Source organism: Streptomyces sp. NBC_00385 (assembly GCF_035917155.1).
Classification (GTDB): domain Bacteria; phylum Actinomycetota; class Actinomycetes; order Streptomycetales; family Streptomycetaceae; genus Streptomyces; species Streptomyces poriferorum.
This window is the reverse complement of record NZ_CP107951.1, coordinates 4024149-4047656: the sequence shown is the minus strand read 5'-3', so window position 1 is coordinate 4047656 and position 23508 is coordinate 4024149. Positions and strand designations below refer to the sequence as shown.

Genomic DNA, 23508 nt, shown 5'->3' with positions numbered 1-23508 from the left:
TCCCAAGAAGGCGCGACGCGTTCGGCCCACACACCGGTCCGCGTCCGACGCATGTCGTGCCCCCGGCGAGGGAATCGCTGGGGGCATGACAAGCAACCCACCTGGAGCGCCTTCCGAACAACAACCGTCCCCAGCTACCCCACAGAGCCTGTCGAAGCCCGGGGCCGACACAACGTCCCCGCCCGCCGGCTCCGACGAGGCGCGGCTGGCCGAGCTCGGCTACACGCAGGTCCTCGCCCGCCGGATGTCCGCCTTCTCCAACTACGCGGTCTCGTTCACGATCATCTCGGTGCTCTCCGGCTGCCTGACGCTCTACCTGTTCGGCATGAACACCGGTGGCCCGGTCCTGATCACCTGGGGCTGGGTCGGTGTCGGGCTGATGACTCTGTTCGTCGGACTGGCGATGGCCGAGATCTGCTCGGCGTACCCGACCTCCGCCGGCCTGTACTTCTGGGCCCACCGGCTGGCCCCACCCCGCTCGGCGGCCGCGTGGGCCTGGTTCACCGGCTGGTTCAACGTGCTGGGGCAGGTCGCCGTGACCGCCGGGATCGACTTCGGGGCGGCGTCGTTCCTGGGCGCCTACCTGAACCTCCAGTTCGACTTCGAGGTCACGCCCGGCCGCACGATCCTCCTCTTCGCGGCGATCCTGCTGCTGCACGGCCTGCTGAACACCTTCGGCGTGCGGATCGTCGCGATCCTCAACAGCGTCAGCGTCTGGTGGCACGTGCTCGGCGTCGCCGTCATCGTCGGCGCGCTGACGTTCGTACCCGACTCGCATCAGTCGGCGTCGTTCGTCTTCACCGAGTTCGTGAACAACACCGGGTGGGGCAGCGGCTTCTACGTGGTGATGATCGGGCTGCTGATGGCCCAGTACACCTTCACCGGGTATGACGCCTCCGCCCACATGACCGAGGAGACGCACGACGCCGCGACCGCCGGCCCGCGCGGCATCGTCCAGTCCATCTGGACCTCCTGGATCGCCGGATTCGTCCTCCTCCTCGGCTTCACCTTCGCCATCCAGTCGTACGACGGAGCCCTGGCCTCCCCGACCGGCGCCCCGCCCGCCCAGATCCTCCTCGACGCCCTGGGCGCCACCACGGGCAAGCTCCTGCTCCTCGTGGTGATCGGTGCCCAGCTCTTCTGCGGCATGGCGTCCGTGACCGCGAACAGCCGGATGATCTACGCGTTCTCCCGGGACGGCGCCCTGCCGTTCTCCCGCGTCTGGCACACGGTCAGCCCCCGCACCCGCACCCCCGTGGCCGCGGTCTGGCTGGCCGCCTTCGGCGCGCTGGTCCTGGGCCTTCCGTACCTGATCAACGTCACGGCGTACGCGGCCGTCACCTCCATCGCGGTGATCGGCCTCTACATCGCGTACGTCATCCCGACCCTGCTCCGCCTCCTGCGCGGCGACGACTTCCGCCCCGGCCCCTGGCACCTCGGGCGCTGGTCCCGTCCCATCGGCATCGTCGCGGTGGCGTGGGTGGCGGTGATCACCGTGCTCTTCATGTTGCCCCAGGTCTCACCCGTCACGTGGGAGACCTTCAACTACGCCCCGGTCGCCGTCCTGGTGGTCCTGGGTTTCGCCGCCACCTGGTGGTTCGCCTCGGCCCGTCACTGGTTCCTCAATCCGGATCACAAACGCACGATCGCCCGCGGCAACGGCCGTTGACCGCGGGTGCTTCCACGGTGACGGGGCCCGGCAACCGATACCCGATCGGCGGCCGGGCCACGGCGGGCTATGCTCGGGGGTGATTCGCCGAGGGCCGTTAGCTCAATTGGTCAGAGCAGCGGACTTTTAATCCGTTGGTTGTGGGTTCGAGTCCCACACGGCCTACTACTGGACCCCAGCTCAGAGCGCATGTGAGCTGGGGTCCGCTGTCGTTTCGGGTGGCATGCGTGAGCGCTGCTGGCCCGCTGCTGGCCCGAAAGGCTAGCGATCATGCATGACGAAACCCCGGCGACAGATGGCGGCCGGGGCCTCGATGGTCAGGGGAGCGGGTCCATGAACCCGACGAAGCCGGGCGGAGGGCGCACGCTCTCCCACGCGGCCACAAGGTCCGCGTAGCGCTGGTCAGTCCACTCTGTGGCGACTCGGGCCGCCTCGCCTCCGGGCGGCTCTGTGCCGGGCGGAGGGGGCTGTCGAATGAGGTACAGGGGCACGCGGCCTCCTTCGCTGTGGGTTCGTGGGGGCAGCGCTCATGATCGAATAAGTACCATCGATGGTACTGACATAGATCTCCGCAGACCAGAGCGTTAACGGGGTGCCGACCGACCCCCTACCCGACTGGGTCCCCGCCCGTCGCCGGGTCATCGGGGACCGCATCCGAGCCGCCCGTGTCGCCGCCCACCTCACTCAAGAGGCAGTGGCTGGCCGTAGCGGGCTGGATAGGAAAACCGTGAACCGGCTGGAGCAGGGACACACCTCGCCGCTCCTCGATCACCTGCTCCTCGTCGCCGACGCGATCGGTGTGCCGGCCGCCGACCTCATGCGGGAGTAGCGGGGCCCCGGCCGACCAACGGGGGGTGGCCGACCGGGGCCAGCAAACCGCCCGGACCCCGGCCACCGCCGGCCCCGGGTGCGGGCGGCCCACCCGCAACTGTTGCGCGAACTCCAGCTGCGGGTGGGAGTTCAGCGGGCGGGGGCCTTCTGCGGCCACTCGGCGCCGGGCCCGGCCCATGACGGGCGGGTGTACCAGTCGTAGTGCGGCCCCTGGTGGCCGATGTTCAGGACGCAGCGCCCGGCCGCGGTCGGGTTCTGGTGCCAGCAGTAGTTCGAGATCGTCTTCGTCACGGGGTAGCCACCGTCCTGCTCGCGCATTCCTCCGTGTCGGCGCACGCCCGCGGGAACCAGGAGTACGCGGCACCATTGGCAGGCGTGGCGCGCTGCTCGCCGAGGTCGACGTCCGCGCCGGTCGCGAGCGGATGCCGGCACCAGACACAGCGCCATCCGCGCTGCTGCTGCTCGGTGAGTTCAGTGACTGCTGGTAGGGCTCTGACGCTCATGACGCTGCCTTTCTCCGACCCGACTCGGCTGTGAGCGTCATCGTCCGAGGGGCAACTGGCCGATCCGATATGCAGGCCCTATCAGGCGGGCATATCGTGCCGGAATGAGTAGTCGGGGACTCTGGGCAGACGTCGCTCTGCGCGCCGCCTGGGCGCGCCAGGACTGGGCCGCCATCCTTCGCGAGTACCGCCGGGCCGCCGGGCTATCCCAGCGCGGCCTGGAGCCGCTCGTGGGGCTTGCGCAGCCGGACATCTCTGCGATCGAGTCGGGCCGCCGGCAGGTGACGTCAGCCGAGGTAATGGCCCGCATCACCGAAGGACTACGCGTGCCCCCCGAGTTGACCATGGTGCCTGCCCGATCCGAACTCAGCGGTTGGGAGCCGCCAGCCGAACTACGCGAACGGATCGCGCACGGGCACGCCACCGGCCGCACCGACCTCCGCACCGCCGACTGGCTCGGAGAAGTCCTCGCGCGGCACCGCCGCGCCGAGGACGAGACTCACGGTCTGGACCTGTGGCCCGTCGTCCGGGCCCAAATCGACAGCGTCACCCTGATGCTCCCCGGCACGACCGGCGCGGCCGCGGACCGGCTGCTGCTCCTGGCGGCCGAACACGCGCACTGGCTGTCGTGGGTGGCCGCCCAGCAGAGGCAGATGGGTGCTGCCCTCGCCTGGATTGATCTTGCGCACGGGTGGGCGGTCGACGGCGGGCATACCGACATGGCGTCATGGGTGCACCGCATCCGCTCGTACTACAGCCTGCGCCACGGCGACCCCGTGCGGGCGCTCCGCACCGCCGAGGCCGCACGCCTGGCCGTCGGCCTCTCTCCGGCCGCCGCTTCCGTCGCCACGCACCAGGTGGCCACCGCGGCCGCCGCGCTCGGAGAGCGGGATCGGGCCCGGCGCCTCGCACACGAGGCGGTCGAACTGGCGCTGCAGACCAGCGACGAGGAGGAGCGGCCAGGCTGGTTGTACTGGCTCACCCCGACCCGGGCCATGTTGCAGCTGGCCGACACCGCGTACAGCTGCCAGGACTGGCAGGTCGCGGTCGATGGGATCCGGGCCGCCCTCCCCGAACTCGTCGGCTACCCGCGGGACCACGCCTACTACCAGGCTCGGCTGGAGGACGCGGCCCGCCGCGCTTAGCCCTCGCCCGGGTCTCGCACGGACAGGATCGCCACGCCGGAGCCAGGAGGTAGCAGCGCCTTGACGGTGGAGTGGATGGTGGCCACAGAGGGCTGCTCTCCAGGGACGTCGACGAGATGCTCGCGCTGTTCCAAGTCGGCCGGCTCGTAGTCGTCGGGGCCGAGGCCGGGCGGGATGATGCTGTACCTGATCACGTACTCGCTCATGGCGCCCGATCGTAGCGGTGGCCGCGGACAGGCCAGCGCCCCCCGCGGAGTCGGGTCCGAGGAGGGCGCTCCCGCCAGAGTAGCGGCCAGAGTTGGGGCCTGCCCCAGAACGCAGAAGAGCGCCCCCTGCCCAGCCCCAGGAAGGGGCCGACAGGGGGCGTGCTCATGTGCGGCGGCGGTCGACGGGCAGACCGAGGACGGTCGTGGTCGATGCCGGGTCAGGTGATGTCGGGACGTCCCGCCGGCAGACCAGCGCATCAGGATCGGTCGGCGGCGGCTGGAGCGAATACCCAGCCGGGCACGTCTGGCCGGATGCGCCGTCGCGTCCGTCCGCTCCGTCCTTCCCTGCCGCTCCGTCCTTGCCCGCAGGGCCTGGAGCTCCGGCGGGCCCTTGCTCGCCCGGCGGTCCGGCCGGGCCAGCCGCGCCCGGAACACCCGCTGCACCCTCCTGCCCGGTTGCGCCGGACGGGCCCGGTGACGGGGTGCCCGCGGCACCCGTGGCGCCGCGCTCGCCCGGCTCGCCCTTCGGCCCCGGCGGTCCGGGGATAGGTACGGGCACTTCGGCCCGCGCGGGCAGATCCTCGACCGCCTGCTCCGGGTCGGGTGCCTCGGGGGTGCCGCCCTTCGCCTGGATCTGCGAGCGGAGCGTCCGCACGTCCGTCGCCAGGGTGGACACTGCCCCGCCGCGCCGGTCTGCCTCGGCGGCCAGCTGGTCAGCGCGGGACTCGGCGCGTCCGATGAGCAGGAACGCCACGGCCAGCCCGCCGCCCAGGAAGAGCAGCGCCGCCGTGACCCAGAGGCCGCGGCGGCGCCGGTACAGGAGTCGCTCCGTTCTCGTCATGGCGTCCCCCCGAGCTGGGTGACCAGAATCCGCAGCCGTGACACTTCCAACTCCAGGGCGGCGACCTTCGCTTCAGCCGTCGACTGGTCCAGCTCTGCCTTGTCCCGTTCCTTCACCAACCGATCGGTGAGGCTGTCGTATCCGGTAATGACTCCGCCCTCCCGGGTCGCCCTGGCCGCGCCTCGGGAGCCGTAAGCGGCCGCTGCCGCGGTGAACAGCGCAGCCAGCACCGCAGACAGCGCGGCCGCCATGGCAGCGTCCATACGTACTCCCGTGGTGCTCGGTGGGCAGCTCAGATACCCGTCGGGTGCGACGCCGGGTCCACAGAGGCGGGCAGCGTGGACGCGGTGCCCTTGCGGCCGAGGCGTCCGGCCACCCACGACTTCGCGGCGGCGAGGGCAAGGCCGATGGGTGCGGCCCACCACACGGGGATGTTGGCGAGGTCGGTGATGGCGACACCGAGCGCGGCCTGCGCGCCGGTCCAGCCCGCGCGCTCGGCGCTGTCGAGGAGCAGCTGCTTCGTCACGGGTCAGCCCTTCTTCACGAGGTTGATGAGGGTGGTCATGTCCTTGCGGAGCCCGGCCACCTCGGCGCGCAGCGCGTCGACATCCGCAGCGGTGCCGGTGAGGTAGCCGTAGGCGTCGGGGATCTTCCCCTTCGCGTTCTTGTTGCGGTAGTTCCAGAACTGGAGCGGGGTCGGCATGTCGTCCTCCTCGGACGGTGTGGCGCCGCCGTCGGCAGCGGCGAGGATGGCGTCGATGGGGAAGCGGCCGGGGTCTCCGTGGTCGTTCTCAGGGACGTGCTGGTGCCCGCAGTGGCCCTTGAAGGACAGCCACTCGGCGTTCGTCATGCGGGTCTTCGTGGCCCCGTAGCTGGCCGGGTAGGCGACGAACGTCTGCCCGGAGGAGAGCGGGACGCCGTGGTGGTCGCGGGCCCAGCGGGCGAACGCGGCCAGATCGCGGATGACCCAGTCCGGGAGCTCCGGGGTGTAGAGGTGCGGCCGGGAGCCCCAACGCTTGTGCGCGGTCGGGTCGCACGTGCCGACGAGCTCCACCTGCACGGCGTTGAGCGTGTTCGTTTCCACGCCGCCGGCCTTGTTCACGAGTGCGCGCGACGAGACGTCGAAGTCGAAGTGCTGGTGCCAGCGCAACACCTTCGCGGTGAAGTCGGGCACCGCGGTGAAGTTCGGGGCGCTGGTGCCGCCGCCGTAGGTGGGCAGCGACGTGCCCTCGGTGGTGTGCCAGACGACGACGTTGGACTCCATCACGTCGCCGCCGTAGGTGTCCTGGTACCACGATGATCCGGTAGCGGAACCGGGGTACCTCTGCGGGCCGGTCTTGGCCATCAGCCCTCCAGGGCATGAGAAAGGCCCCGGCCAGGCGGCTCGGGGCTCGGGGTGGTTGGGGGTTACACGACGGGTTCGTACAGCCACACGACGAGCTGGCTGTTTGCACCGACCGCGGTCACGGTGCCAGTGCCGGCCGAGGTACGGGCCGCGGCCAGGCGGATCGTGTGGCTGCCCGCGGCGAGGTTCGTGAGGTCCCACTGCTTGCTGGGCGTGCCCTGGGCACCGATCACGGTGTCGCCCCATCGTGCGAATCCGGGCATCGTCACGCCGTCGAGGGTGAGTTGGGCGCTGCAGTAGCTGGACGCGCTCAGCGTGACGCCGCCGACGAGGAAGTTGACCGATCCGTCGGCGATGATGCGGGCCCCGGCCGTTTCCACGGTGAGGGTGATCTCGCACCCGGGAACGAGGGTGGTCGTTCCGGTGACGGTGAGATCGCTACTGCCCGACGCCGAAACCGGCTCCGGCCGCAGCCGATTGAACATGCGGGCGCTGACGTTCTGCCCTGCGTAGATGGTCAAGGCTGCCTCCTACAGGGCTGCGCGCATCGGGTGGGTGAGAGACAGCGGCGTGCCCGCGGCCTGGGCCTTGGCGATGCCGTTGACGGACCGGGTCACGGTCATCTGCTGCGGGCCGACGCGCAGGTTGTCGAATCGGAACACCCGCGGCGTGCTCGCGGAGCTGCCGAGGAGGGTCCGGACACCGACCGCCGCCGACCCGGTGAGAGCACTGTCCGTGGTGGTGATCTGCCAGTCCGGCTCGGACGCGGCCTGCGCCCAGACCTTGCAGCGCAGGGTGGTGCCTGAGCGGGCGATACGGATCGTGTACCAGGCCCCCGCCACGTAGGTACCCACTGCGTATGAGGACCCGAGGGTGGTTTCCGAGCCGTTTCGCTTCCGGACCGTCAGCGTCATCGCTCCGGTCGTGCTGATCTGTACCCGGCCCAGGTACATGTGGGTGGGGTCGGTGTACTGCAGCACTGCGAAGAGATACGCGCTGTCGCCGACGGGCAGGGCGTTCAGGGAGAAGTCGGCGTACAGGTCGGCATCCGTCGCCGCCCATGCGGTCGTGGTCGTGCGGAAGACGTTCGTCGTTCCGTGGGTGTGCAGGCCCGTGGTCCCGTCGGCGGAGAAGTCCCCGGCGGTGCCCTCTGAGACCGCCCAGGCCTGCCCGCTGTCAGCAGTGCCCCACCCGGACGACACGATCCGGCGGAAGCTGTCCTGCACGCCGCCCGTGACCGCGGCGACGGTGACCTGCTCGCCTCCCACGTTCACGTCGAACGGGAACTGGGCCGGGTGCACGGCGGTCGTCACCCACTGCGGGCCGGCCGTCGTCGTCACCGGCAGGGTGGTGGCCGTCGAGGACACGGCGGCGGCCAGGACGCAGCCTGCCGTGTCGGCGCGGCCGAGGATGGGGTCCCCGGCGATGCCGACTGTCCAGGGCTCGCCGGGCATGCAGGTGTACGTGATCTTCCATGCGCTGGCGCCCACCTCCTCCTCGTATCCGGTCACAATCAGATCGACGTCGCCGGGCTGCTGGTCCGCGGGCAGGCGGCGGAGGCGGATGAGGTCGCCGACGTCCACGGCCAGGGCCTCGTTGACGAGTGCGTAGGCGCGCTCGTTGCCGAGGTCGACGGTGATTTTGGTGTAGCGCAACCCGTCGTAGGTGCCGACGGCCAGGCGCCAATACGCCTGCTGGACGGTCTGCCCGTCGGTGGCGAGCGACACGTCGGGGGCGACGTCGTACCGGCCGATCGCGTCCACGGACAGCGGCCCGTCCGTCCGCACCGCGGTCGAGGACGCCCCGCCCTTTCGCGTCACCGTGACGTCGTTCTCGGTGAGCTTGTCGTCGTCGATCGGCGCGAACGGGGCGCTGATCTCCCCGTTCGCAAAATCCAACGTCAAGGTCGGGACCTGGTTGTACAGGGTGTGCCGGGGCCGGTAGATGAGCGCCCGGGCGTCCCGCTGTTCCAGCACCATCCCGAGGTCGGACGCGGCGATCGTGTCCAGCGTCTCCAGGAAGCGCTGCGGCTCCTGCGTCCCCATCTCCTCCGAGATGTCGACCACGCCGACGAGCGAGGCAGGCACGCCGTTCTCTGCGGACAGGCGCATGGCGCGCGCCCCCGCAGTCTCCCCGGGGAACCCGAGGAGCGCCTGATACATGTCCTCCGGGCTCGGGGCGGTGGCGCCCCAGGCGGTGATGTAGCCGAGCGACAGCGTGTTGCCGAAACCCCACGCATACGAGATCTGCCGCAGCGGCCGCCCGTGGCCGGCCACGGACCCGGCGGCGACCGATTCGCCGTCGACGTACAGGGTCCAGCCGGTGCTGCTGCCCACCTCCTCGACGCTCAGGCGCACATGGTGGGGGCGGTCCTCGAACAGCTCGGGCAGGGTGATGTCGGCGAGCATCGACGTTGAGCCGGCGTCCGTTGTGTACACGTCGCGCGTCAGCTGCACCTTGTCGGTGGTACTGAGAAAGAGCAGGTTCCAGACGGTGAACGGGTCAGCGTCCGTTCCTCGCCCGCTGTCTCGGATGCTCGGGAACTCGGCTGTCGTGGCGCCGCCGCGCACGACGTCGACTGACCATTCGTTGGTCGCAGTCGGCGCCTGGAGCGTCGCCAGGATCTGCCCGCTGGCCTGGTCGGTGGTCAGGAGCGTGGGCTCCAGCCACGATGCCACCTCGCCCCGGCCCCACAGGGGCGGGACGTCGCCGACGAACCGGGCCGCCGGGGACCCGAGCAGGGAAGCGGCCTGGGTGGCCTGCTCGCCGTCGGTGAGGGGCCAGCATTCCGCCGGCACGTTGCCGATGATGTACCGGCGCAGGGCCGAGTCCAAGGGGCGGTTGCCGGAGCCCAGGCGGCGCATGATTCCGGCCGGGGCGATCTGCACCGTGCGGTCCGCACCGGACAGATCCCTACTCGGCGGCCACGCCGGCACCTCCCCCTCCATCCGGATGTGCCGGTTGGACAGGGACGCGCCCCCGGTCAGAGTCCAGACCCGGCCGGTGCCGTCCGTCATCGAGGACGTGCCGGGAGTGGCCTGGTCCTCGGGGGCGACGTCCACGCGCAGGACACCGCCGATACCGGCGTAGACCTGAACCCCGTAGACGCTGCCGACGAGGCGCCCCATCGGGTCCCCGTCGGGCGTCTGGGCGATGGCGACGGGGTCCCCGATGTGCAGGGGCGCGGTGGCGTTGTAGATCGACGTCGTGCCGGCGCGCACGACAGGGTCCCCGAGCTGCACCCAGCCGCCCGTACTGCCCGCCACGTAGAACGTCGTGGTGTTGCCGGAGGCCCCGTTGTTGACGTCGAGGGTGGCGCGCAGCTGGCGGCGGCGCCCGCCCGGAACGGGGATGGTCGACTTCGCCCATGTGGCTCCGGACAGCCCGGTCGCGGACCAGTTGAGGATCAGGTGGCCGTCGGGGGCGAGCATCAGCGACCAGGCGAGGTTCCCGCCGACGGCGTACCGGTTGACGAGCATCTGCCCGCTGGTCCACGTGGTCGGGGCGACGTCGATACGGACGTCGATGTCGCCGAGGATGTCGAGGCTGGACGCGTCCGGAGTCGACAGGGTGTACGTGCTGCTGGTCAGGTCCAGGCGCGGGCCGCCGGCGTTCACGGAGAAGCGCCACGGGGTGTTGCGGCCGATCTTCCCGAACAGGGCGGAGAGCGGGTTGCGGGGGCTGTAGTCCCCGGACCGGTTATCGAGCGTCGCGGTGGCCGCGGTCGGGTCTGCCCGCTTCCCGATCGCGGTGGCGCCCCGGCTGATTTTGACTGGGGTGCTCTCCCGCATGTCGCCGCTGATGGTGTGCCACGCGCCCCCGTAGTACAGCTCGGTGGTACGCGGCGGAGGCAGGCTCGGCATCGGCTACCCCTCTTCTGCGAGTCGGATGATGCTGCCGCCCGCACGGTCGCGGGTGATGGACCGGAGGAACTGGATGAACTCGGAGTCGCCACCCACGAACTCGATGACGCCGGCCGGTGCCTGCTGGCTACCGGTGTTGCGGACTGCCCCGGCGACGGAGCGCAGCATGCCGTCCAGGTTGGACAGCGGCAGTACGGCCTCCTGTTCCCGGCCCTCCCCGATCATTGCGAGCGTTGGCCCGGTCGTGACACCACCCTCGGCGAGGTAGGGAATGTCCGGGGTGGCGAGGGTTACCGATGGGATGTCGACGCCCATGAACGACCCGCCACCGAGAGTGAAGGACAGCCCGTTCCACATGCTGATCAGGGAGTTCACGGCGGACTTGAATCCCGACGTGATCGAGTCCCACATGCCTGATGCGGCCTTGGCGATGCGGCCCGGCAGGCCGGCCACCCAGCCGATGATCTGCCCGAACCATCCGGCGACCCTGCCGGGGAGTTTCGCCAGCCAGCCGACTGCGTCCATCTGGACCTTGACGGCGGCCATGACCTTCTTGGAGATCCAGTCCCACGCGGCGGACGTCTTGTCGGAGATCCAGTCCCAGACCCCGCTGACCTTCGCCTTGATCCAGTCCCACGCCTGGCTGAGCTTGCTGACGATCCAGTCCCACACTCGGGCGGTGGCCGCAGCGATCTCGTCCCACTTGATGATGATCAGCGCGACGACCGCGATCAGCGCGATGATGCCCGCGATGATCCAGGTGCCTGGCCATGCCCAGAGGGACGCATTCCACAGCCACTGCGCTGCCACCAGGATCCCGATAACCGCGGCAAGGCCAAGGAGTGCTGGTACAGCGATCTTGAGGAGGGCGGGGTTCTCTGCGATGAAGTCGCTGAACTTCGTCAACGCGGGCAGGAACAGCTCACCCAGGGTGGTGCTCACCTGTCGCCACACGGTGTCGAGGTTCTTGGATTGCTCGACCGATTCCGTGATCTTCTTCATGGACCCGTCGGCCTGGTCGAGGCCGGCCGCCGCGTCCGCCCCGGTCGCCTTGATGTTCAGCAGGCTGTTGCCCATGTCCTCGCCGGGGCCGCCGAAGAGCGCCGCCTGGAGCTTGGTGCGCTTGGTCTGGTCTTCCACGCCCCGCAGCGCTGTGGTGACCTGATCGAACGCCTTGGTGCCCTGCCCCTTGTTCATGAGGCCCTGGATTTCCTTGACGTTCAGTCCCAGCGCCTTCAGCGGGTCCTTCACCGCGTCGGTGTCCGCCATCAGGAGGGTGAACTCCTTCAGCGCGTCGCCCATCTTGTCGATCTCGAAGGTGGGGTTCTTCGCGGCCTCGGTCAGCATGCCCATCATCTCCGGGCCGGTGAAACCAAGCTGGTCGAAGAACTCGCCGTACTCGCGGACGAGGGTGGGCAGTTCCTCCTGCATGGCCTTGGGCAGCTTCTGTGCGGTCGCGGCCAGGAGGTCCATGGCTTCCGTGCCGTCCTTGGCCAGCCCGGTCTTGAGTAGGGTTCCCATGGCCTGGGTGGACTCGCCCACGTCGAACTCGAACGTGTCCGCCAGGGCAATTGCGCTTTTGGTGAGCTGGGCCAGTTCGGCGTCACCGACCTTGCCCATGCCGCCCATGTTGGACACGACCGCGCCCAGGGCCTCGTTCACGCCCTCGATCGAGTCGGAGAACCCGGCGGTGTACACCTCCCCTGCGATGTCCCCGGCCCGCTGTGCCTCCTCGCTGGTGAGGTTGAGCTGGTTCGTCAGCTTGGTGGTGGCGGCCTTCATGTCCATGCCAGCGGTAAGGCCCTCAATGAACAGGGCGCCGACGGCGGCGCCGGCCGCCGCCATGGCCATGCCCCGGAACGCGCCCTCGGTCTCGGCTGCAGCGTCCGCGGCGCCCTGCGCGGCCTCGTCTGCCGAGGCCCCGACGTCGCCCATGGCGGCGGCCGCCGCGTCGGCCGCGTCCGCGACGTCCCGGGCGGCCTGGTCGGCGGCGTCCCCGATGCCCGCCAGGGACCGCTCCACGTCGTCGGCCGCCCCGGCGGTGCCGCCCGTCAGGTCGTCGGTGGAAACGCCGATGTCTACGAGCAGTTCGGACAGCGTCGTCACGCGCTCTCACCTCCTGTGGTGTGGTCGGCGCCGCCCAGAGCCGCGGTCACGGTGCGGACGGTGGCGAGCATCCGCTCGACGTCGGGCTCGCGGTCGCGGTCCCACTCGGGGATGAAGTCGCCCGGCTTGGCCTTGCGCCCCTTGGCAGCCGCTGTGTTGGCGACGACGGCGGTGTGGATGCCGTGCAGGACGTCGCCCCGGCGGGGGCCAAGCGGGCCCGTCACCCGCTCGTAGGCGATCCACTCGGTGAGTTCGTCCGAGGCGATGTCGGCGAGCATGTGGCGCACCGACCGGGCCCCGAGAGCCAGCGCTAGTCGGAAGTGGAACTGCCGCTCGGGGTCGGTTCGGATTTTCCCGCCGCATCGTCCACGGCCTCCTCGCCGAGCCCACTCACGCGCTTGGCGATGGTGGCCAGGCGCTCCAGGACCGCGCCGTTCTTCGCGCCGAGCCCCTTTACCTGCTTGTCCGTGACGTACAGGCGGCGGAAGTCCTCGTCCACCAGGCACTTGGCCAGGAGGCGGGCGTACTGGTCGGCGAGGTCGACGCCCTGCGGCCGGCCGTTGGAGCCGAGGATGAGCATCTGCTTTTGGTAGGCGTTGCGATCGGTGCCGGACATGGACGCGACGCGGACGGTGCCGCCCCACTCGGGGACATCGACGTCCTCCCAGCGGCGGTCGTCTGCGGCGCCGATCTGGTCGGGGGTGAGCAGTGCCATGGCGTTCCTTAGCTGATGGTGGGCTTGCCGGAGACCTTGTAGGTGATCGACGCGGTCAGCTTGTCGTCGAAGGGTGCGGACGGTTCGAAGCCGGTCATCACGGCGGCGAACGCCCATGTGACGGGCGGGGTGGTGGGGAACACCAGCTGGTAGTTGCCCGGGTCCTCCTCGGTGAGGTCGGCCACCAACTCGTCGTGCTGGGCGGGGTCGTAGTTGACGTCGACCGTCACCTCGCCGGGGTCGACCAGGCTCCCGACGAACTCGCGGTGCTTGTCCGGGCTGTCGTGGGAGCTGACATCGACGGTGTCCCGGGACAGGCCCGGGCCGCTGATGTTGGTGGCGTTGGCGATGGCGGCGAACACCTCGGGTTCCGCGCCGTCGCCTCGCTTGAGTGCTGCTCCGAAGCCGTCGTAGCCAGGCATGGGTGCCTCCTCGGGCATGAAGAACGCCCCGGCCGATAGCGCGGGGCAGAGGGTCAGATGGGTTTCTCTGTGACGATCCGGTGCCTGAGCACCAGGTGCCGGATGTCGCCCGGGGGCTCCGGGTCGGTGAGGGTCTGGGAGAACTCGAACCGGATGGCGATGAGGTCGTACCCGGGGATGGTGAGCCGCTGGTGATCGAGCACTTCACCGATCCGGCTTCCGATCCGCAAGACTCGCGAGTAGCCGCGGTACTGGTCCCAGATGTGCAGGGTGGGAACGGTCTCCCACCCGTACCGGTCCTGCGAGTTGCGGGGTACCTCGGTGGCCTCACCGATCACGATGTACGGGTAGACGGCCGTCTCGGGCACGTAGTCGTATACCCCGGTGATCAGGCCCTTCAGGGCGCTGTCTCCGTTCAGTGCTCCGTACATGGCGGTCTGGATAGGAAGGAGGGGCGACTGTGCGCTCATCGCAGGATCCTTTCGACCTCGGCCCGCAGCCGTGCTTCGAACCGGCGCCGCTCCGCCTCCGCTGCGGGCCCGAGTGCAGGGTGCGCGGGGATGCTCTTCGTGCCGAGTTCCTGCGCGACCGCGTACCAGTCGGCCCGGTTCTTCCACCCGACGGACGCCTTCAGGTGGTCGCTGGAGTAGTGGATGGCGACCTTGTCCCGCAGGTTGCCGGTCTTCACTCGGACGTTCTGCCGGGCTTCGCCGCGGACTGCCTCAGCTGATGCCTCGACTGCCCGCTTGGACGCCTCGATGAGCTCGGGTTCCAGGTCGGCCAGGCGCTCGCGCAGCTGCTCCAGGCCGACGATGCGCACCGTGGCCCCGCCGCGGCCTCTCCGGCGGGGCATCAGCGCCGCTTCGCCAAGGCTCGGCGGAGGGCCACGATTTCGCCAGCCACTGCCAGGACCGCCCACAGCAGGCGCTCCGTGTCCGGCAGGGAGCTGTCCTCGGCCCGCTGACGGCACTCCAGCGGCTCGGCGGGCAGCGGCGCGCGCTGCGATGTCTCGTCCGCCATGTCAGGCCCCTCTCTGTGTCAGTTCGGCCTCGGCCTTGCTGTAGACCGGTGCGGACGGTGCCACGACGTACCCGACGTGGAACACCTGTCCGTCGCCGCGCAGTTCGTCACCACGCTGCACGTCGGCGTCCGGCAGGAGGTAGATGTCGTGGGTGTGTGCGGCCCCGGCCTGCTGGGCCAGCAAACGGTCACTGGCACTGGGCTGGTCGACCTTCGCCGGGACGTCGGCCAGGCGGACGAGGCTGGTCTCTTCCCCGCCCGCCCCGTCCGGGACGGTCGCGGTTCGCCACACCTCAAGAACCCGGTTGAGCAGGTGCGTGATGTCCACGGCTCACCTGCTCTCTGGCCCGCGGCCGTAGGGGCCGAGGATGCGGAGCTCGTAGTCGCTCAGCGCCTCCCCGGTCCGGTCCTTGTCGTAGGTCACCGACCGGTCGCCGAGCGACTCGGCGGCCAGCCCCGTGCTGGGGCGCACCCACGCCCGTCCGGCGACTTGCAGGCAGACCTGCTTCACCGGTGCGGGCGTGGTGGCGTACCCGTAGTCGCAGAGCACGGTGACCGCGGCGTCCAGCGGCCAGCAGCCGCCGAGCCGAGTCAGGATGCCGTACCGGTTCCACCGGTACTCGGTACTGATGAGCGGTGTGTGGCCGTCGATCGTGACCGAGGCGACAGCCGTCACCGGCCTCTCCGGCAGGTTGATGACCCGGCGTCCGTTGCCGACCAGGTCGATCGCGGCGCCCGCCACCGCGTCGATGCTCTGCTGGAGCTCGGCGCGGATGACGGTCTCGGCTGCCGCGATCTTCTCGGCGGCCTGCGCCTCGTCGATGGTGGCCAGGCGCAGGTGGAGCCGCAGCTCCTCCGGTGTGGCCCACGGCTCTGCCACGGCTCCACCTCCCTCGGTCAGTTGTCGCCGGCCGTGCTGTCGTCCTCATCGCCCGCCGGGCCCGATTCGCTCGGAGGCTCGGCGTCGCCGTCGTTCTTCCCTGCCTCGGGTGAGGTGGCCCCGGCCGCTTTCTTCGCGGTGTTGCGCTGCGGCGGCCGGGTGGCCTGCTGGCGGCCGCCGCCCTTGCCGGACCGACGGGCGGTGTAGGCCTCGGCGTGCCCTGCCGCGATCCACGCGGTGGCCAGCTCGTCGGGGACCTCTGGGGTCTGGTCGTGGGTATAGCGGCGGCCAGTCCCATCGGCGACGGAGGTTACGGAGGTGATCCGGATGCGCCTCATCACGAGGCCGCCATGGTGAGGATCCGCAGGGCCTGCGGGCGGACGACGTCGCCGCCCACGCGCTTGCGGATCTTCCAGCCGATCATGCCGTCCTCGGAGTACAGCTCGGTGAGGACCTTGACCGTCATGCCCTGCCGGTCGTAGATCCGGTATCCGGCGTTGAAGTCGCCGAACGCGGCCACGCGCGCGCTGGCTGCGATCGCGGCGATGTCCTCCTGGTTCTCAACCGCGTAGCCGAACAGAGAGTTCGGGCGCCCGGCCTGCGCGTTGGGCTGCCAGATGTACTGGTTGTTCCCGTCCTTGAGCAGGGAGATCGCCAGCTCGGTTCCGGACGGGATGGCGAAGCGCCCGTTGCGCCGGTACTGCGCCGGGGTGGCGTAGATCAGCTTCTTCAGGTCGTCCGTGGTGAGAGCGGCCGCCCCTGCGGCGGCGACGGTGGGAACGCCACCGCCCGCGGTCATGAAGCCGACCGGCTGATGGGCGGCGTGCCCGGTGCCGACGGTGCAGCCGGTGTCCTCCGCCTCGGCGCAGGCCCGCGCGAAGCTGTCGCGGATGAACGCCTCGATGTTCACGTCGGAGTCGTCGAGCTCGTCCTCGCCGACCTTCGCGAGGCCGTAGAGGTCCTCGATGTAGGTGTACTCGTCCGTCGGAGTCGACGGCATCGAGTCGGTGAGGTCCTGCTCGTTGGTCTCCAGCTTGCCCCAGCCCACGGCCACCTCGGCCAGGCTGCGCCGGCGGACCCGGTTGGTGGTGACGGACCGCTGCGAGGCGATGCCGCGCATGATGGTCAGGTCCGGCAGAGCCCGGTTGATCTCGGTCTCCAGGTCCTCCGGGACGAGGATCTCTCCGGCCGTGTTCTCGACGAGGGCGCGCTGCTCCGGAGCCATGCGGGGCAGGCCGCGGCGCAGGGCCTGGAAGAACGCACTGCGCTGCTCCTGCGCTCGCTGGTCGCTGGTGCCGCGGCCGCCGTCGTCGGGCCGGTTGCGGCCGCGCTGGATCGGCTCGGCCATCTCGGCGGCCCGCTGCTCTTCGGCCTCCAGGCGCTCGATGCGCTCGGTCAGGCTGCGGAAGTCGGACTCGTGCCGGTCGTAGGACTGGCGCTCTTCGGCCTCCAGGCCGCGGTTCGCGGTCTCGGCCGCCTCGGTGATGGACCGCATCGACTCGACGACGCCGGCCCGCTGCTGCCGCAGCTCCACGCTGGTGGGCATGGGGTTCTCCTCATGATGGGTTGGGTGGTGCGTCCCGGGCCGGTCGGCCGGGAGGTTCAGAGGCTGGCGAGCATCTCCAGCTCGCGCAGTCGGTGGCGGGCCCGCTCGTGCGGGTACGCCTGGGGGCCTGGGGCGGAACGGTCGGCGGCCTCCAGCAGCGCGCCGAGCGCGTCGTGCGCATCGGCGACCAGCTGCCGGTTCGTGGCGCTGAGGACCTTGCCCGCGCGGACCTCGGCCAGGGCCCGGGTCACAGCCTCCGGTTCGGGTGCGGCCTCCTGCCCGGTGTGCCGCGCGGCCGCACTGCGCAGCTCGGCCGAGGTCGCGGCGAACGCCGGGTACGTCACTACCGAGACGTCGCCGCCGTCGAGGTCGATGCCGAACACCTCGTGTGTGTTCCCGGCCCAGCCGTCGGCGGTGACCCAGAACCCGAAGCTCATCTGTGTGATGTCGCCGCGCTCCAGGGACACGGCGAGGTCGCGGGCGTAGGACACGTCCGCCATGTCCGCCTCGACCATCACCCCGCCTTCGTCCTCGGCCAGGGTGGCGGTGCCGGCCGCCGTTCGGGCCAGCAGGAGGTTGGGGTCGTGGTTGATGAGGAACCGCACATCCGGGGACTGGCCCAGCGTGCGCGTCGCGGCGCCGGGCACGATGCGCTCCCGCCAGCCGCCCATGTCCTCGGATAGCGAGTCGTAGACGATGGCCCGCCCGGTGAAGCGCAGGGTCTGCGCTTGGTCGTCGGCGGCCCGGACTTGGAGATCGGTCAGCGGGAAGGCCCGCACCTCACGTGTCCGCATTGGGGTCCTCCCGGTTGAACTGCAGTCGGCATGTGCACCCGGCGATCTCGTCGACACCGAGCCGGTGATCGTGCGGCCAGCGGCCCTTCCGCTTGCCCACGGTGAAGTCCTCACGGATACCGACGGTCTGTCCGTCGGCCCGCTGGTGGGTCTTGCGCGGGTTCGCGTCCCAGACGCGCCAGGTCTTCGTGCGGGCGCCGCCCTGCTTTGCGCCCTCGTGTGCAGCGAAGTTCGAGGTCTGGGAGACGCGGGCCTGCGCGAGGACGCGCGCCCTGGACTCGGTCATCCCGTCGAACATGGCCCGGGCGTCCTTGCGGACGTCGGCCGGCGCGTCCGCAAGCTTGATCGTGCTCGCCAACTTCTCGACCGTGGTGGCGTTGACGTTCGCCGCGGTCGACGCAGCCGACGCGGCGAGCGCTGCCGACGTCTCACCGGCGGTGAACGTTCCGCCGAGCGAGGCCGCCGTCGCCGCCCCGACCTCCTGCGTGAGGCCGAGAGCAAGCTGATAGAGGATCTCCGTCAGCACCTCGTTGTCCACCACGAGGTCGACGAGCTCCTCGGCTGTCGCGCCCGGTGTGACGCCGAGCGTGGCCAGGACGCGATCGCCCTGCTCGGCGAAGAACGCCGAGATGGCCTCGAAGTGACGGGTGATCCAGGACGGCAGTTCCTCGGCAGACGGCGTCTCGGCCATCTCGCCCGCGCGGACCTGGCGGGCAGGGAGTTCCCGCTGCTCGGGCGGTGCGGTCTGCCCGGCCGGCGACATGTTGAGCGGGACCACGTACTCGTCACCGCCCTCGATCGGCGGCTCGTCCTCCTTGGCCCGGATGTCGTTGACGGAATACCAGCCCCACTGGCGGCCGAGCGCGTACCCGGCGTTGCGCTGGGCAGAGTCGCCGCGCAGCAGAGCGTCCGGGTTGAACTTCATATACAGCGACGGGTCACCGAGCAGGCGCTGCACTGTGCGCTCCATGCGGGTCAGCCACGGCATCAGCGAGTAGATGACGTAGCCGAGGGACTGCTGCTCGATGCCCGAGCCCCACGACGTCGACCGCTCGACGTCCCCGATCAGATGCGGAGGCACGCCGTAGATTCCGGCGATCTCCGACCGGGTCATTTTGTAGACCTCGAGGAACTGGGCATCCGCCGGACTGAGCGACGTCTTCTCCCACTTCGCGCCGCCCTCCATCACCCCGATGCGGTGCGCGTTGTCGAACCCCTCGTGGTTGTCGTTCCACTGCCGCAGCAGGCGCTCGAACTGCCCGTCGGTGAGCGCGCCCGGAACGGAGATCGTGCCGCCCGGGGAGGCGTCCCGCTGGAAGAACGATCCGATGTACGAGGTTGCCGCCCACCCGGTGCCGATCGACTGGCGAGCCATGCCGATCGGGGACAGGCCCTCGGTGCCGCCCACCCCGAAGCTGCGGAAGTGCAGCAGGTTCTCGGCGCGGACCAGGCCCCCGTCCTCGCGGATCGGCGCCCACTCGTCGTCATCGACGGTCACCTGATAGACCAGTTCGCCTGTAGCCCTGACCCGGCGCGTCTCCACGTTGGGCCAGGACACGGGCCACAGACCGACCGGACGCCCGCCGTTGTTCCGCTCGATGTACACCGCGGCGTTGCCCCGGGTGAGCATCCACCCCATGACCTGCGCCCAGAACTCTCCCGCGACCAGCTGGGGGTTGGCCTGGTAGGTCAGCAGCGGCGCAAGCGGGTGTTCCATCGCGGGAAGTCGCGTGTTGCCGGACCGCTGGAACACGCCGGTGGGGAGCATGCTGCCGGTCTCGGCCAGCAACCGGACCGAGGAGAACACGGCGGCGACCTGAAGGGCGCGGTCCGGGGAAACGTTGACGCCGGCGGACGTTGACCGGCCGTCCAGACGAGGGATGCTCGATCGGCTGCGCCTGGTCCGGCCGGTCAGGAGGTTGCGGATGAGTGGCATCAGCTGTCCCCCTTGCGCAGGTTGCCGAGAACCAGGAGCGGCAGCGATACCGCGAGCAGGGAGAGGCCAGCTCCGAGCACGTTCCAGAGCGCGATGGCCACTACCACCACACCGGCCACCGCTGCGATCAAGCCAGCCAGTTCGCACACCCATTGGGCGCGGTCGTTCATGGCACCCCCTTGGGATGGTCAGCCGATGTACCGCACGTTCGGCTCGGGTTCCTCTTCCGGCTCGGCCCGCAGCAGGTGCATCGCCAGTGCATTCAGCCCGGACGCCACACCGTCGATGCGCTTGGACGAGACCTGTCGGTCGGGCTTGACCGGCTTCACGTAGCCGTCCGAGTTGGTCTTGATGCCGACGCAGTCGACGTTCCACCGCAGGATCGGGTGCCCGCCGTGGGAGATGCGCTGAGACAGCACGAAGCGCTGCAGCTGCTGGCACGGCTGGTTCAGGCCCGCGTATCCCTGCGAGACCTGCTCCATTTCCACGCCGGCGTCCATCAGTTCGCTGACGGTCTCGGTGGCGTTCCACCGGTCGTAGCCCACGGCCAGGATGTTGAACCGGGACTTCAGCTTGTCGGTGACCAGGGCGCGCACCGCGCGGTAGTCGACGACATTGCCTTCGGTCAGCCGGAGCGCCGGCCCCTCGTGAGCCGCGGTCTCCGACCAGCGCTTGAGCGGCACCTTCGTGGTGCGCTCCAGGGCCTTGACGTTGTCCTCCGGGAGCCAGAACCAGGGGACCCAGATGTGCGGCTCGGCGGGGTCGTCCGTCTCCGGGGGGAACCACAGGGAGAACGACGTCAGGTCAGTGGTGCTGGACAGGTCCAGGCCGCCGTAGCAGTCCCGGCCCTCCAGGTCCGCCAGGTCGACGGAGATCGGCAGGTTCGAGACCGGCTCCCGGGCCGAGCGGTCCCAGTCGTCCATGCTCAGCCACCTGGTGGTCTGCTTGGTCCTCACGTTGAGGTGCAGGCGCAGGTACCGGTTCAGCTGCGCGGGGGAGCGCTTCGCTTGCGCGGCCTTGCCCGCCAGGTAGTCGGCGAGCACGGTGATGTTGTAGCCGGGGTTCGCCGTGCGCAGTGCGTCCTCGGAGAACGCGTCGAAGTCCTTGGCTTCGTGGTCGGCTCCGAACACGACGCCGAACACGGTGTCGTCCTCGGCGTGCCCGCCCGCCAGGGCCTCGATCTCCTCGCGCTTGGTGGCGTAGACGCTGCCGGTCTCGGCTCCGTCGTCCGCCGTGGTGATGAAGATGATGAGCGGCTGCGAGCGGGAGCCGGTGCCGGTCTCCAGCGCGTCCACGACGTCCGGGTTCTTGTGGACGTGGACCTCGTCGATGACGCCACCGTGGACGTTCAGGCCGTGCGCGCGCAGGCCCTCGGACGAGAGGGCCCGGAAGATCGAGTGTGTGACCGGGTGCTCCAGCAGCTTGCGCTGGATCCCGCGCCTGCCCAACTTCTTCTTCAGCGGCGGGCTCCCGCTCGCCATGTTCGCGGCGGCGCGGAAGACGATGTTCGCCTGGTCGCGGTCGCCAGCCGCGGCGTACACCTCGGCCCCGGCCTCCCGGTCGGCGAACGCGAGGTACAGGCCGAGCCCCGAACAGATGGTGCTCTTGCCGTTCTTGCGGGGGATCTCGAACCAGACCGTACGGATCACCCGGTACCCGTCCGGCCGTTTCAGGCCGAACACCGGGGCGATGAGGTAGCGGACCTGCCAGTCCATCAGCCGGAAGGAGCGCCCAGCGTGACGCCCGATCAGCTGCTTCAGCAGGAGGAAGAACTTCAGCAGCCGCTCGACCGCTTCCGGGTCGAACCAGACGCCGGGCGACGCGGGCAGCGGCGTCACCATCAGTGGCTGGCGACCTTGCGCCAGCCACTCAGTGCCGTCGACCAGGCCCTCATCGACCCAACGCGCGATGGCCTGATCGATCTCGGCGGTGAGCTGGGCCCGCAGGCCCTTAGTCGAGGATGTCGTCTTCCCCATCGTCGTTGTCCTCCGGCTTCACCGACCGCAGGCGCGAACTCGGGGTGATGAACAGCTCCTTCGCCAGCGCGGACACGGTGGTGGCGGCCTCGCGCCACACCTGCCACGCCGGGTGTTTGGCCGGCCCGTTGCCCGCGCGCCGCTCGGCCACGAGGTCGTCCTCCTGGAGCAGCCGCTCGGCGCGCACCCACACGGACCAGGCCGCGCAGTACGTCGACAGGGCGGCCCGGTCGACGAGGGCGAGGACACCGAGGCGGTCCAGGTCCGGCACGATGCGGTCCCACTCGGCCAGGGCCTCGGCGTCCAGCCACTCCGGTGCGTCCGGGACGCCGGGCGCGGCAGTCACGCGCTTCGGTGCGGGCCGGCCGCCGGGGTTACCGCGCAGAGCCCTGACGTTGTCCGGTTGCCCGATGGGTCCGCGCTCGCCCATGACGCACCCCCAGCCCTGTCACGCAATGTGATGGTCGGTCACAGGATCCTCATAAAGGCGGCCCAAACTGGCGGTCGTGCGCGCGGCACCCCCGCCTGCGATTGGGGTCCCCCCCACCGGAAAGATCCGTAACCCCCCTGGGGGTTGGATCACCTCGGTGAGAGGCGGTATCAGTGCTGGTCAGCGCGGTGTGTGCGCCACCATGACTCGATAGCTTCGATCGTACCCGCTGGCCTGCTGTCCTGTCTGGCTCTGCGTACACACTCGTCCTCGTCGGTCGCGAGGACGACAACGGTCGCGCCGGCGGGGGCGAGGCGCTGGCGGTCGGCGTCACGCGGTGCGGTCGCGATGAGCCACGCGTTCTCGACGGCGTGGCTGCGGCCGAGCCGCGCGGTCACTGCGTCGCGCGCCTCGGCGATGAACGGGGTGAGGGGGGCGGGGTGGTCCCAGGGGTGGGGGGACCCCAGGGCCTGGGCCAGTGCGTCCCAGTCGACGACGAGGTCGCCGGGCTGGGCACGGTCGCGGACGTAGGTGGTCTTGCCTGAGCAGGGCGGGCCGCAGACCAGCGTGACCTTGGCCGGGGCGAGGCGCTTGGGGCCGCCTCCTGCGAACCCAGTCTCTACGGCCGTCTTGCTGTCGTGGCACGGCTTGCACATGGCCTGGAGGTTGGCACGGTCGAACGCCAGCTGTTCGTCCCCGCGGTGCGGTCGGATGTGGTCAACGACGCCGGGCGGGCGGCCGCAGCCTGCACGGCACAGTGCCTCCTCGGAGAGGACCTGATCGCGCAACGGCGGCCATCGCTTGTCGTCGTACACCCAGCGCCAGTCAGCTCGGGTGTGGGCGGCCTTGCGCTGCGAAGCGGGGCGGCAGTTGGGGCAGTTGCCCCGGGCGTCGCGGCGGGTGCCGCAGCTGGTGCACCGAGATGGCGGACGAGACGGCATGGTCAGCTCCTGTGAATCGCCCTGATGTGTGGCTCAGGTGACGATCGGCACGCTGGTGCCTCCCGTGGTGAGCGGGGTCTCGCCTGCTGGGTCGGGGTATTCGCGGGTCGTGGTGAGATAGCGGCCGGCCTCGATCAGGAGCTCGCCCAAGCGCCCGCGCAGCTGGTCTTCGGAGATCGCGCCGTCGGTGATATCGAGGTCGATCGTGCCGAGGTTGCGGCCTACGAGGTCGTCGCCGAGCACGTCCACGGTCAGATGGACGGGCACCGTGATGCTGAAGGGCATGGGCTCCTCCTGGCGTGCGTGAGCCCGGCCTGCCTGTGCGGGCCGGGCTCGGGT

General features: G+C 70.2%; 30 protein-coding genes and 1 tRNA gene. 4 read left to right on the top strand and 27 right to left on the bottom strand.

Annotated elements, in window-relative coordinates:
- Positions 1 to 85: 85 nt before the first annotated feature.
- From OG959_RS17935 to OG959_RS17925, 3 genes are all read left to right on the top strand, one after another.
- Positions 86 to 1669 carry an amino acid permease gene (locus OG959_RS17935; protein ID WP_326659657.1) on the top strand — a complete coding sequence of 528 codons (1584 nt, stop codon included), beginning with the start codon at positions 86 to 88 and terminating at the stop codon, positions 1667 to 1669.
- A gap of 91 nt (positions 1670 to 1760) precedes the next feature.
- Positions 1761 to 1834, top strand: a tRNA-Lys gene (locus tag OG959_RS17930).
- A gap of 427 nt (positions 1835 to 2261) precedes the next feature.
- On the top strand, positions 2262 to 2498 hold the full coding sequence (locus tag OG959_RS17925; protein WP_326659655.1) for a helix-turn-helix domain-containing protein: 237 nt from the start codon (positions 2262 to 2264) through the stop codon (positions 2496 to 2498).
- 131 nt (positions 2499 to 2629) lie between these two features.
- Here OG959_RS17925 and OG959_RS17920 read toward each other — a convergent pair whose 3' ends face one another.
- Both OG959_RS17920 and OG959_RS17915 read right to left on the bottom strand, forming a co-directional pair.
- Complete coding sequence (locus OG959_RS17920) at positions 2630 to 2791, bottom strand: hypothetical protein (protein WP_326659653.1); 162 nt, start codon at positions 2789 to 2791, stop codon at positions 2630 to 2632.
- A complete protein-coding gene (locus OG959_RS17915) occupies positions 2788 to 3003 on the bottom strand; it encodes a hypothetical protein (RefSeq protein ID WP_326659651.1) in 216 nt (71 codons plus the stop codon). The genes OG959_RS17920 and OG959_RS17915 overlap by 4 nt, the downstream gene beginning before the upstream one ends.
- 104 nt (positions 3004 to 3107) lie before the next feature.
- On the opposite strand from OG959_RS17915, the gene OG959_RS17910 reads away from it, so the two are divergent.
- The gene (locus tag OG959_RS17910; protein ID WP_326659650.1) at positions 3108 to 4148 is read left to right on the top strand and encodes a helix-turn-helix transcriptional regulator; all 1041 of its coding nucleotides are present in this window, start codon (positions 3108 to 3110) and stop codon (positions 4146 to 4148) included.
- Here OG959_RS17910 and OG959_RS17905 read toward each other — a convergent pair.
- The 25 genes from OG959_RS17905 to OG959_RS17785 all read right to left on the bottom strand — a co-directional run bounded on the left by OG959_RS17905 (position 4145) and on the right by OG959_RS17785 (position 23454).
- Positions 4145 to 4354, bottom strand: a complete 210-nt coding sequence (locus tag OG959_RS17905) for a hypothetical protein (RefSeq protein WP_326659648.1) — start codon at positions 4352 to 4354, stop codon at positions 4145 to 4147. The genes OG959_RS17910 and OG959_RS17905 overlap by 4 nt on opposite strands.
- Positions 4355 to 4517: 163 nt before the next feature.
- On the bottom strand, positions 4518 to 5195 hold the full coding sequence (locus OG959_RS17900; protein WP_326659646.1) for a collagen-like protein: 678 nt from the start codon (positions 5193 to 5195) through the stop codon (positions 4518 to 4520).
- Entirely contained in the window at positions 5192 to 5458 is a 267-nt protein-coding gene (locus tag OG959_RS17895) for a hypothetical protein (protein WP_326659644.1), read from the bottom strand. The genes OG959_RS17900 and OG959_RS17895 overlap by 4 nt, the downstream gene beginning before the upstream one ends.
- Before the next feature lie 29 nt (positions 5459 to 5487).
- Positions 5488 to 5721: a hypothetical protein gene (locus tag OG959_RS17890; RefSeq protein ID WP_326659642.1), complete on the bottom strand. Its 234-nt coding sequence runs from the start codon at positions 5719 to 5721 to the stop codon at positions 5488 to 5490.
- A 3-nt stretch (positions 5722 to 5724) separates the two neighbouring features.
- Complete coding sequence (locus OG959_RS17885) at positions 5725 to 6540, bottom strand: hypothetical protein (RefSeq protein WP_326659640.1); 816 nt, start codon at positions 6538 to 6540, stop codon at positions 5725 to 5727.
- A 62-nt stretch (positions 6541 to 6602) separates the two neighbouring features.
- Positions 6603 to 7061: a hypothetical protein gene (locus OG959_RS17880; protein ID WP_326659638.1), complete on the bottom strand. Its 459-nt coding sequence runs from the start codon at positions 7059 to 7061 to the stop codon at positions 6603 to 6605.
- Positions 7062 to 7070: 9 nt separating this feature from the next.
- On the bottom strand, positions 7071 to 10403 hold the full coding sequence (locus tag OG959_RS17875; protein WP_326659636.1) for a hypothetical protein: 3333 nt from the start codon (positions 10401 to 10403) through the stop codon (positions 7071 to 7073).
- A gap of 3 nt (positions 10404 to 10406) precedes the next feature.
- Positions 10407 to 12509 (bottom strand): phage tail tape measure protein, encoded by a 2103-nt coding sequence (locus OG959_RS17870; protein WP_326659634.1) that lies wholly within the window; start codon positions 12507 to 12509, stop codon positions 10407 to 10409.
- Positions 12506 to 12787, bottom strand: coding sequence for a phage tail assembly protein T (locus OG959_RS17865; protein ID WP_326659632.1), 282 nt, complete (start codon positions 12785 to 12787; stop codon positions 12506 to 12508). The genes OG959_RS17870 and OG959_RS17865 overlap by 4 nt, the downstream gene beginning before the upstream one ends.
- Before the next feature lie 32 nt (positions 12788 to 12819).
- Positions 12820 to 13224: a hypothetical protein gene (locus tag OG959_RS17860; RefSeq protein ID WP_326659630.1), complete on the bottom strand. Its 405-nt coding sequence runs from the start codon at positions 13222 to 13224 to the stop codon at positions 12820 to 12822.
- An 8-nt stretch (positions 13225 to 13232) separates the two neighbouring features.
- Positions 13233 to 13646, bottom strand: coding sequence for a phage tail tube protein (locus OG959_RS17855; protein WP_326659628.1), 414 nt, complete (start codon positions 13644 to 13646; stop codon positions 13233 to 13235).
- A 53-nt stretch (positions 13647 to 13699) separates the two neighbouring features.
- Positions 13700 to 14116, bottom strand: a complete 417-nt coding sequence (locus OG959_RS17850) for a DUF3168 domain-containing protein (RefSeq protein WP_326659627.1) — start codon at positions 14114 to 14116, stop codon at positions 13700 to 13702.
- On the bottom strand, positions 14113 to 14499 hold the full coding sequence (locus OG959_RS17845) for an HK97-gp10 family putative phage morphogenesis protein (RefSeq protein WP_326659624.1): 387 nt from the start codon (positions 14497 to 14499) through the stop codon (positions 14113 to 14115). The genes OG959_RS17850 and OG959_RS17845 overlap by 4 nt, the downstream gene beginning before the upstream one ends.
- Positions 14499 to 14666: a hypothetical protein gene (locus OG959_RS17840; protein WP_326659622.1), complete on the bottom strand. Its 168-nt coding sequence runs from the start codon at positions 14664 to 14666 to the stop codon at positions 14499 to 14501. The genes OG959_RS17845 and OG959_RS17840 overlap by 1 nt, the downstream gene beginning before the upstream one ends.
- Position 14667: 1 nt before the next feature.
- Complete coding sequence (locus OG959_RS17835) at positions 14668 to 14994, bottom strand: phage head closure protein (RefSeq protein ID WP_326659620.1); 327 nt, start codon at positions 14992 to 14994, stop codon at positions 14668 to 14670.
- 3 nt (positions 14995 to 14997) lie between these two features.
- Positions 14998 to 15546, bottom strand: coding sequence for a hypothetical protein (locus tag OG959_RS17830; protein ID WP_326659618.1), 549 nt, complete (start codon positions 15544 to 15546; stop codon positions 14998 to 15000).
- 17 nt (positions 15547 to 15563) lie between these two features.
- Positions 15564 to 15887 (bottom strand): hypothetical protein, encoded by a 324-nt coding sequence (locus tag OG959_RS17825; protein ID WP_326659616.1) that lies wholly within the window; start codon positions 15885 to 15887, stop codon positions 15564 to 15566.
- Complete coding sequence (locus OG959_RS17820; protein ID WP_326659614.1) at positions 15884 to 17092, bottom strand: phage major capsid protein; 1209 nt, start codon at positions 17090 to 17092, stop codon at positions 15884 to 15886. The genes OG959_RS17825 and OG959_RS17820 overlap by 4 nt, the downstream gene beginning before the upstream one ends.
- A 56-nt stretch (positions 17093 to 17148) precedes the next feature.
- Complete coding sequence (locus OG959_RS17815) at positions 17149 to 17886, bottom strand: HK97 family phage prohead protease (RefSeq protein ID WP_326659612.1); 738 nt, start codon at positions 17884 to 17886, stop codon at positions 17149 to 17151.
- The gene (locus OG959_RS17810) at positions 17873 to 19822 is read right to left on the bottom strand and encodes a phage portal protein (RefSeq protein WP_326659610.1); all 1950 of its coding nucleotides are present in this window, start codon (positions 19820 to 19822) and stop codon (positions 17873 to 17875) included. The genes OG959_RS17815 and OG959_RS17810 overlap by 14 nt, the downstream gene beginning before the upstream one ends.
- Positions 19822 to 19992, bottom strand: a complete 171-nt coding sequence (locus OG959_RS17805; RefSeq protein ID WP_326659608.1) for a hypothetical protein — start codon at positions 19990 to 19992, stop codon at positions 19822 to 19824. The genes OG959_RS17810 and OG959_RS17805 overlap by 1 nt, the downstream gene beginning before the upstream one ends.
- A gap of 18 nt (positions 19993 to 20010) precedes the next feature.
- Positions 20011 to 21798 carry a terminase large subunit gene (locus tag OG959_RS17800; RefSeq protein WP_326659606.1) on the bottom strand — a complete coding sequence of 596 codons (1788 nt, stop codon included), beginning with the start codon at positions 21796 to 21798 and terminating at the stop codon, positions 20011 to 20013.
- Positions 21773 to 22228: a phage terminase small subunit P27 family gene (locus tag OG959_RS17795; protein WP_326659604.1), complete on the bottom strand. Its 456-nt coding sequence runs from the start codon at positions 22226 to 22228 to the stop codon at positions 21773 to 21775. The genes OG959_RS17800 and OG959_RS17795 overlap by 26 nt, the downstream gene beginning before the upstream one ends.
- A 170-nt stretch (positions 22229 to 22398) precedes the next feature.
- Positions 22399 to 23169: an AAA family ATPase gene (locus OG959_RS17790; RefSeq protein WP_326659602.1), complete on the bottom strand. Its 771-nt coding sequence runs from the start codon at positions 23167 to 23169 to the stop codon at positions 22399 to 22401.
- 33 nt (positions 23170 to 23202) lie between these two features.
- Positions 23203 to 23454, bottom strand: a complete 252-nt coding sequence (locus OG959_RS17785) for a hypothetical protein (protein WP_326659600.1) — start codon at positions 23452 to 23454, stop codon at positions 23203 to 23205.
- Between the last annotated feature and the right edge of the window lie 54 nt (positions 23455 to 23508).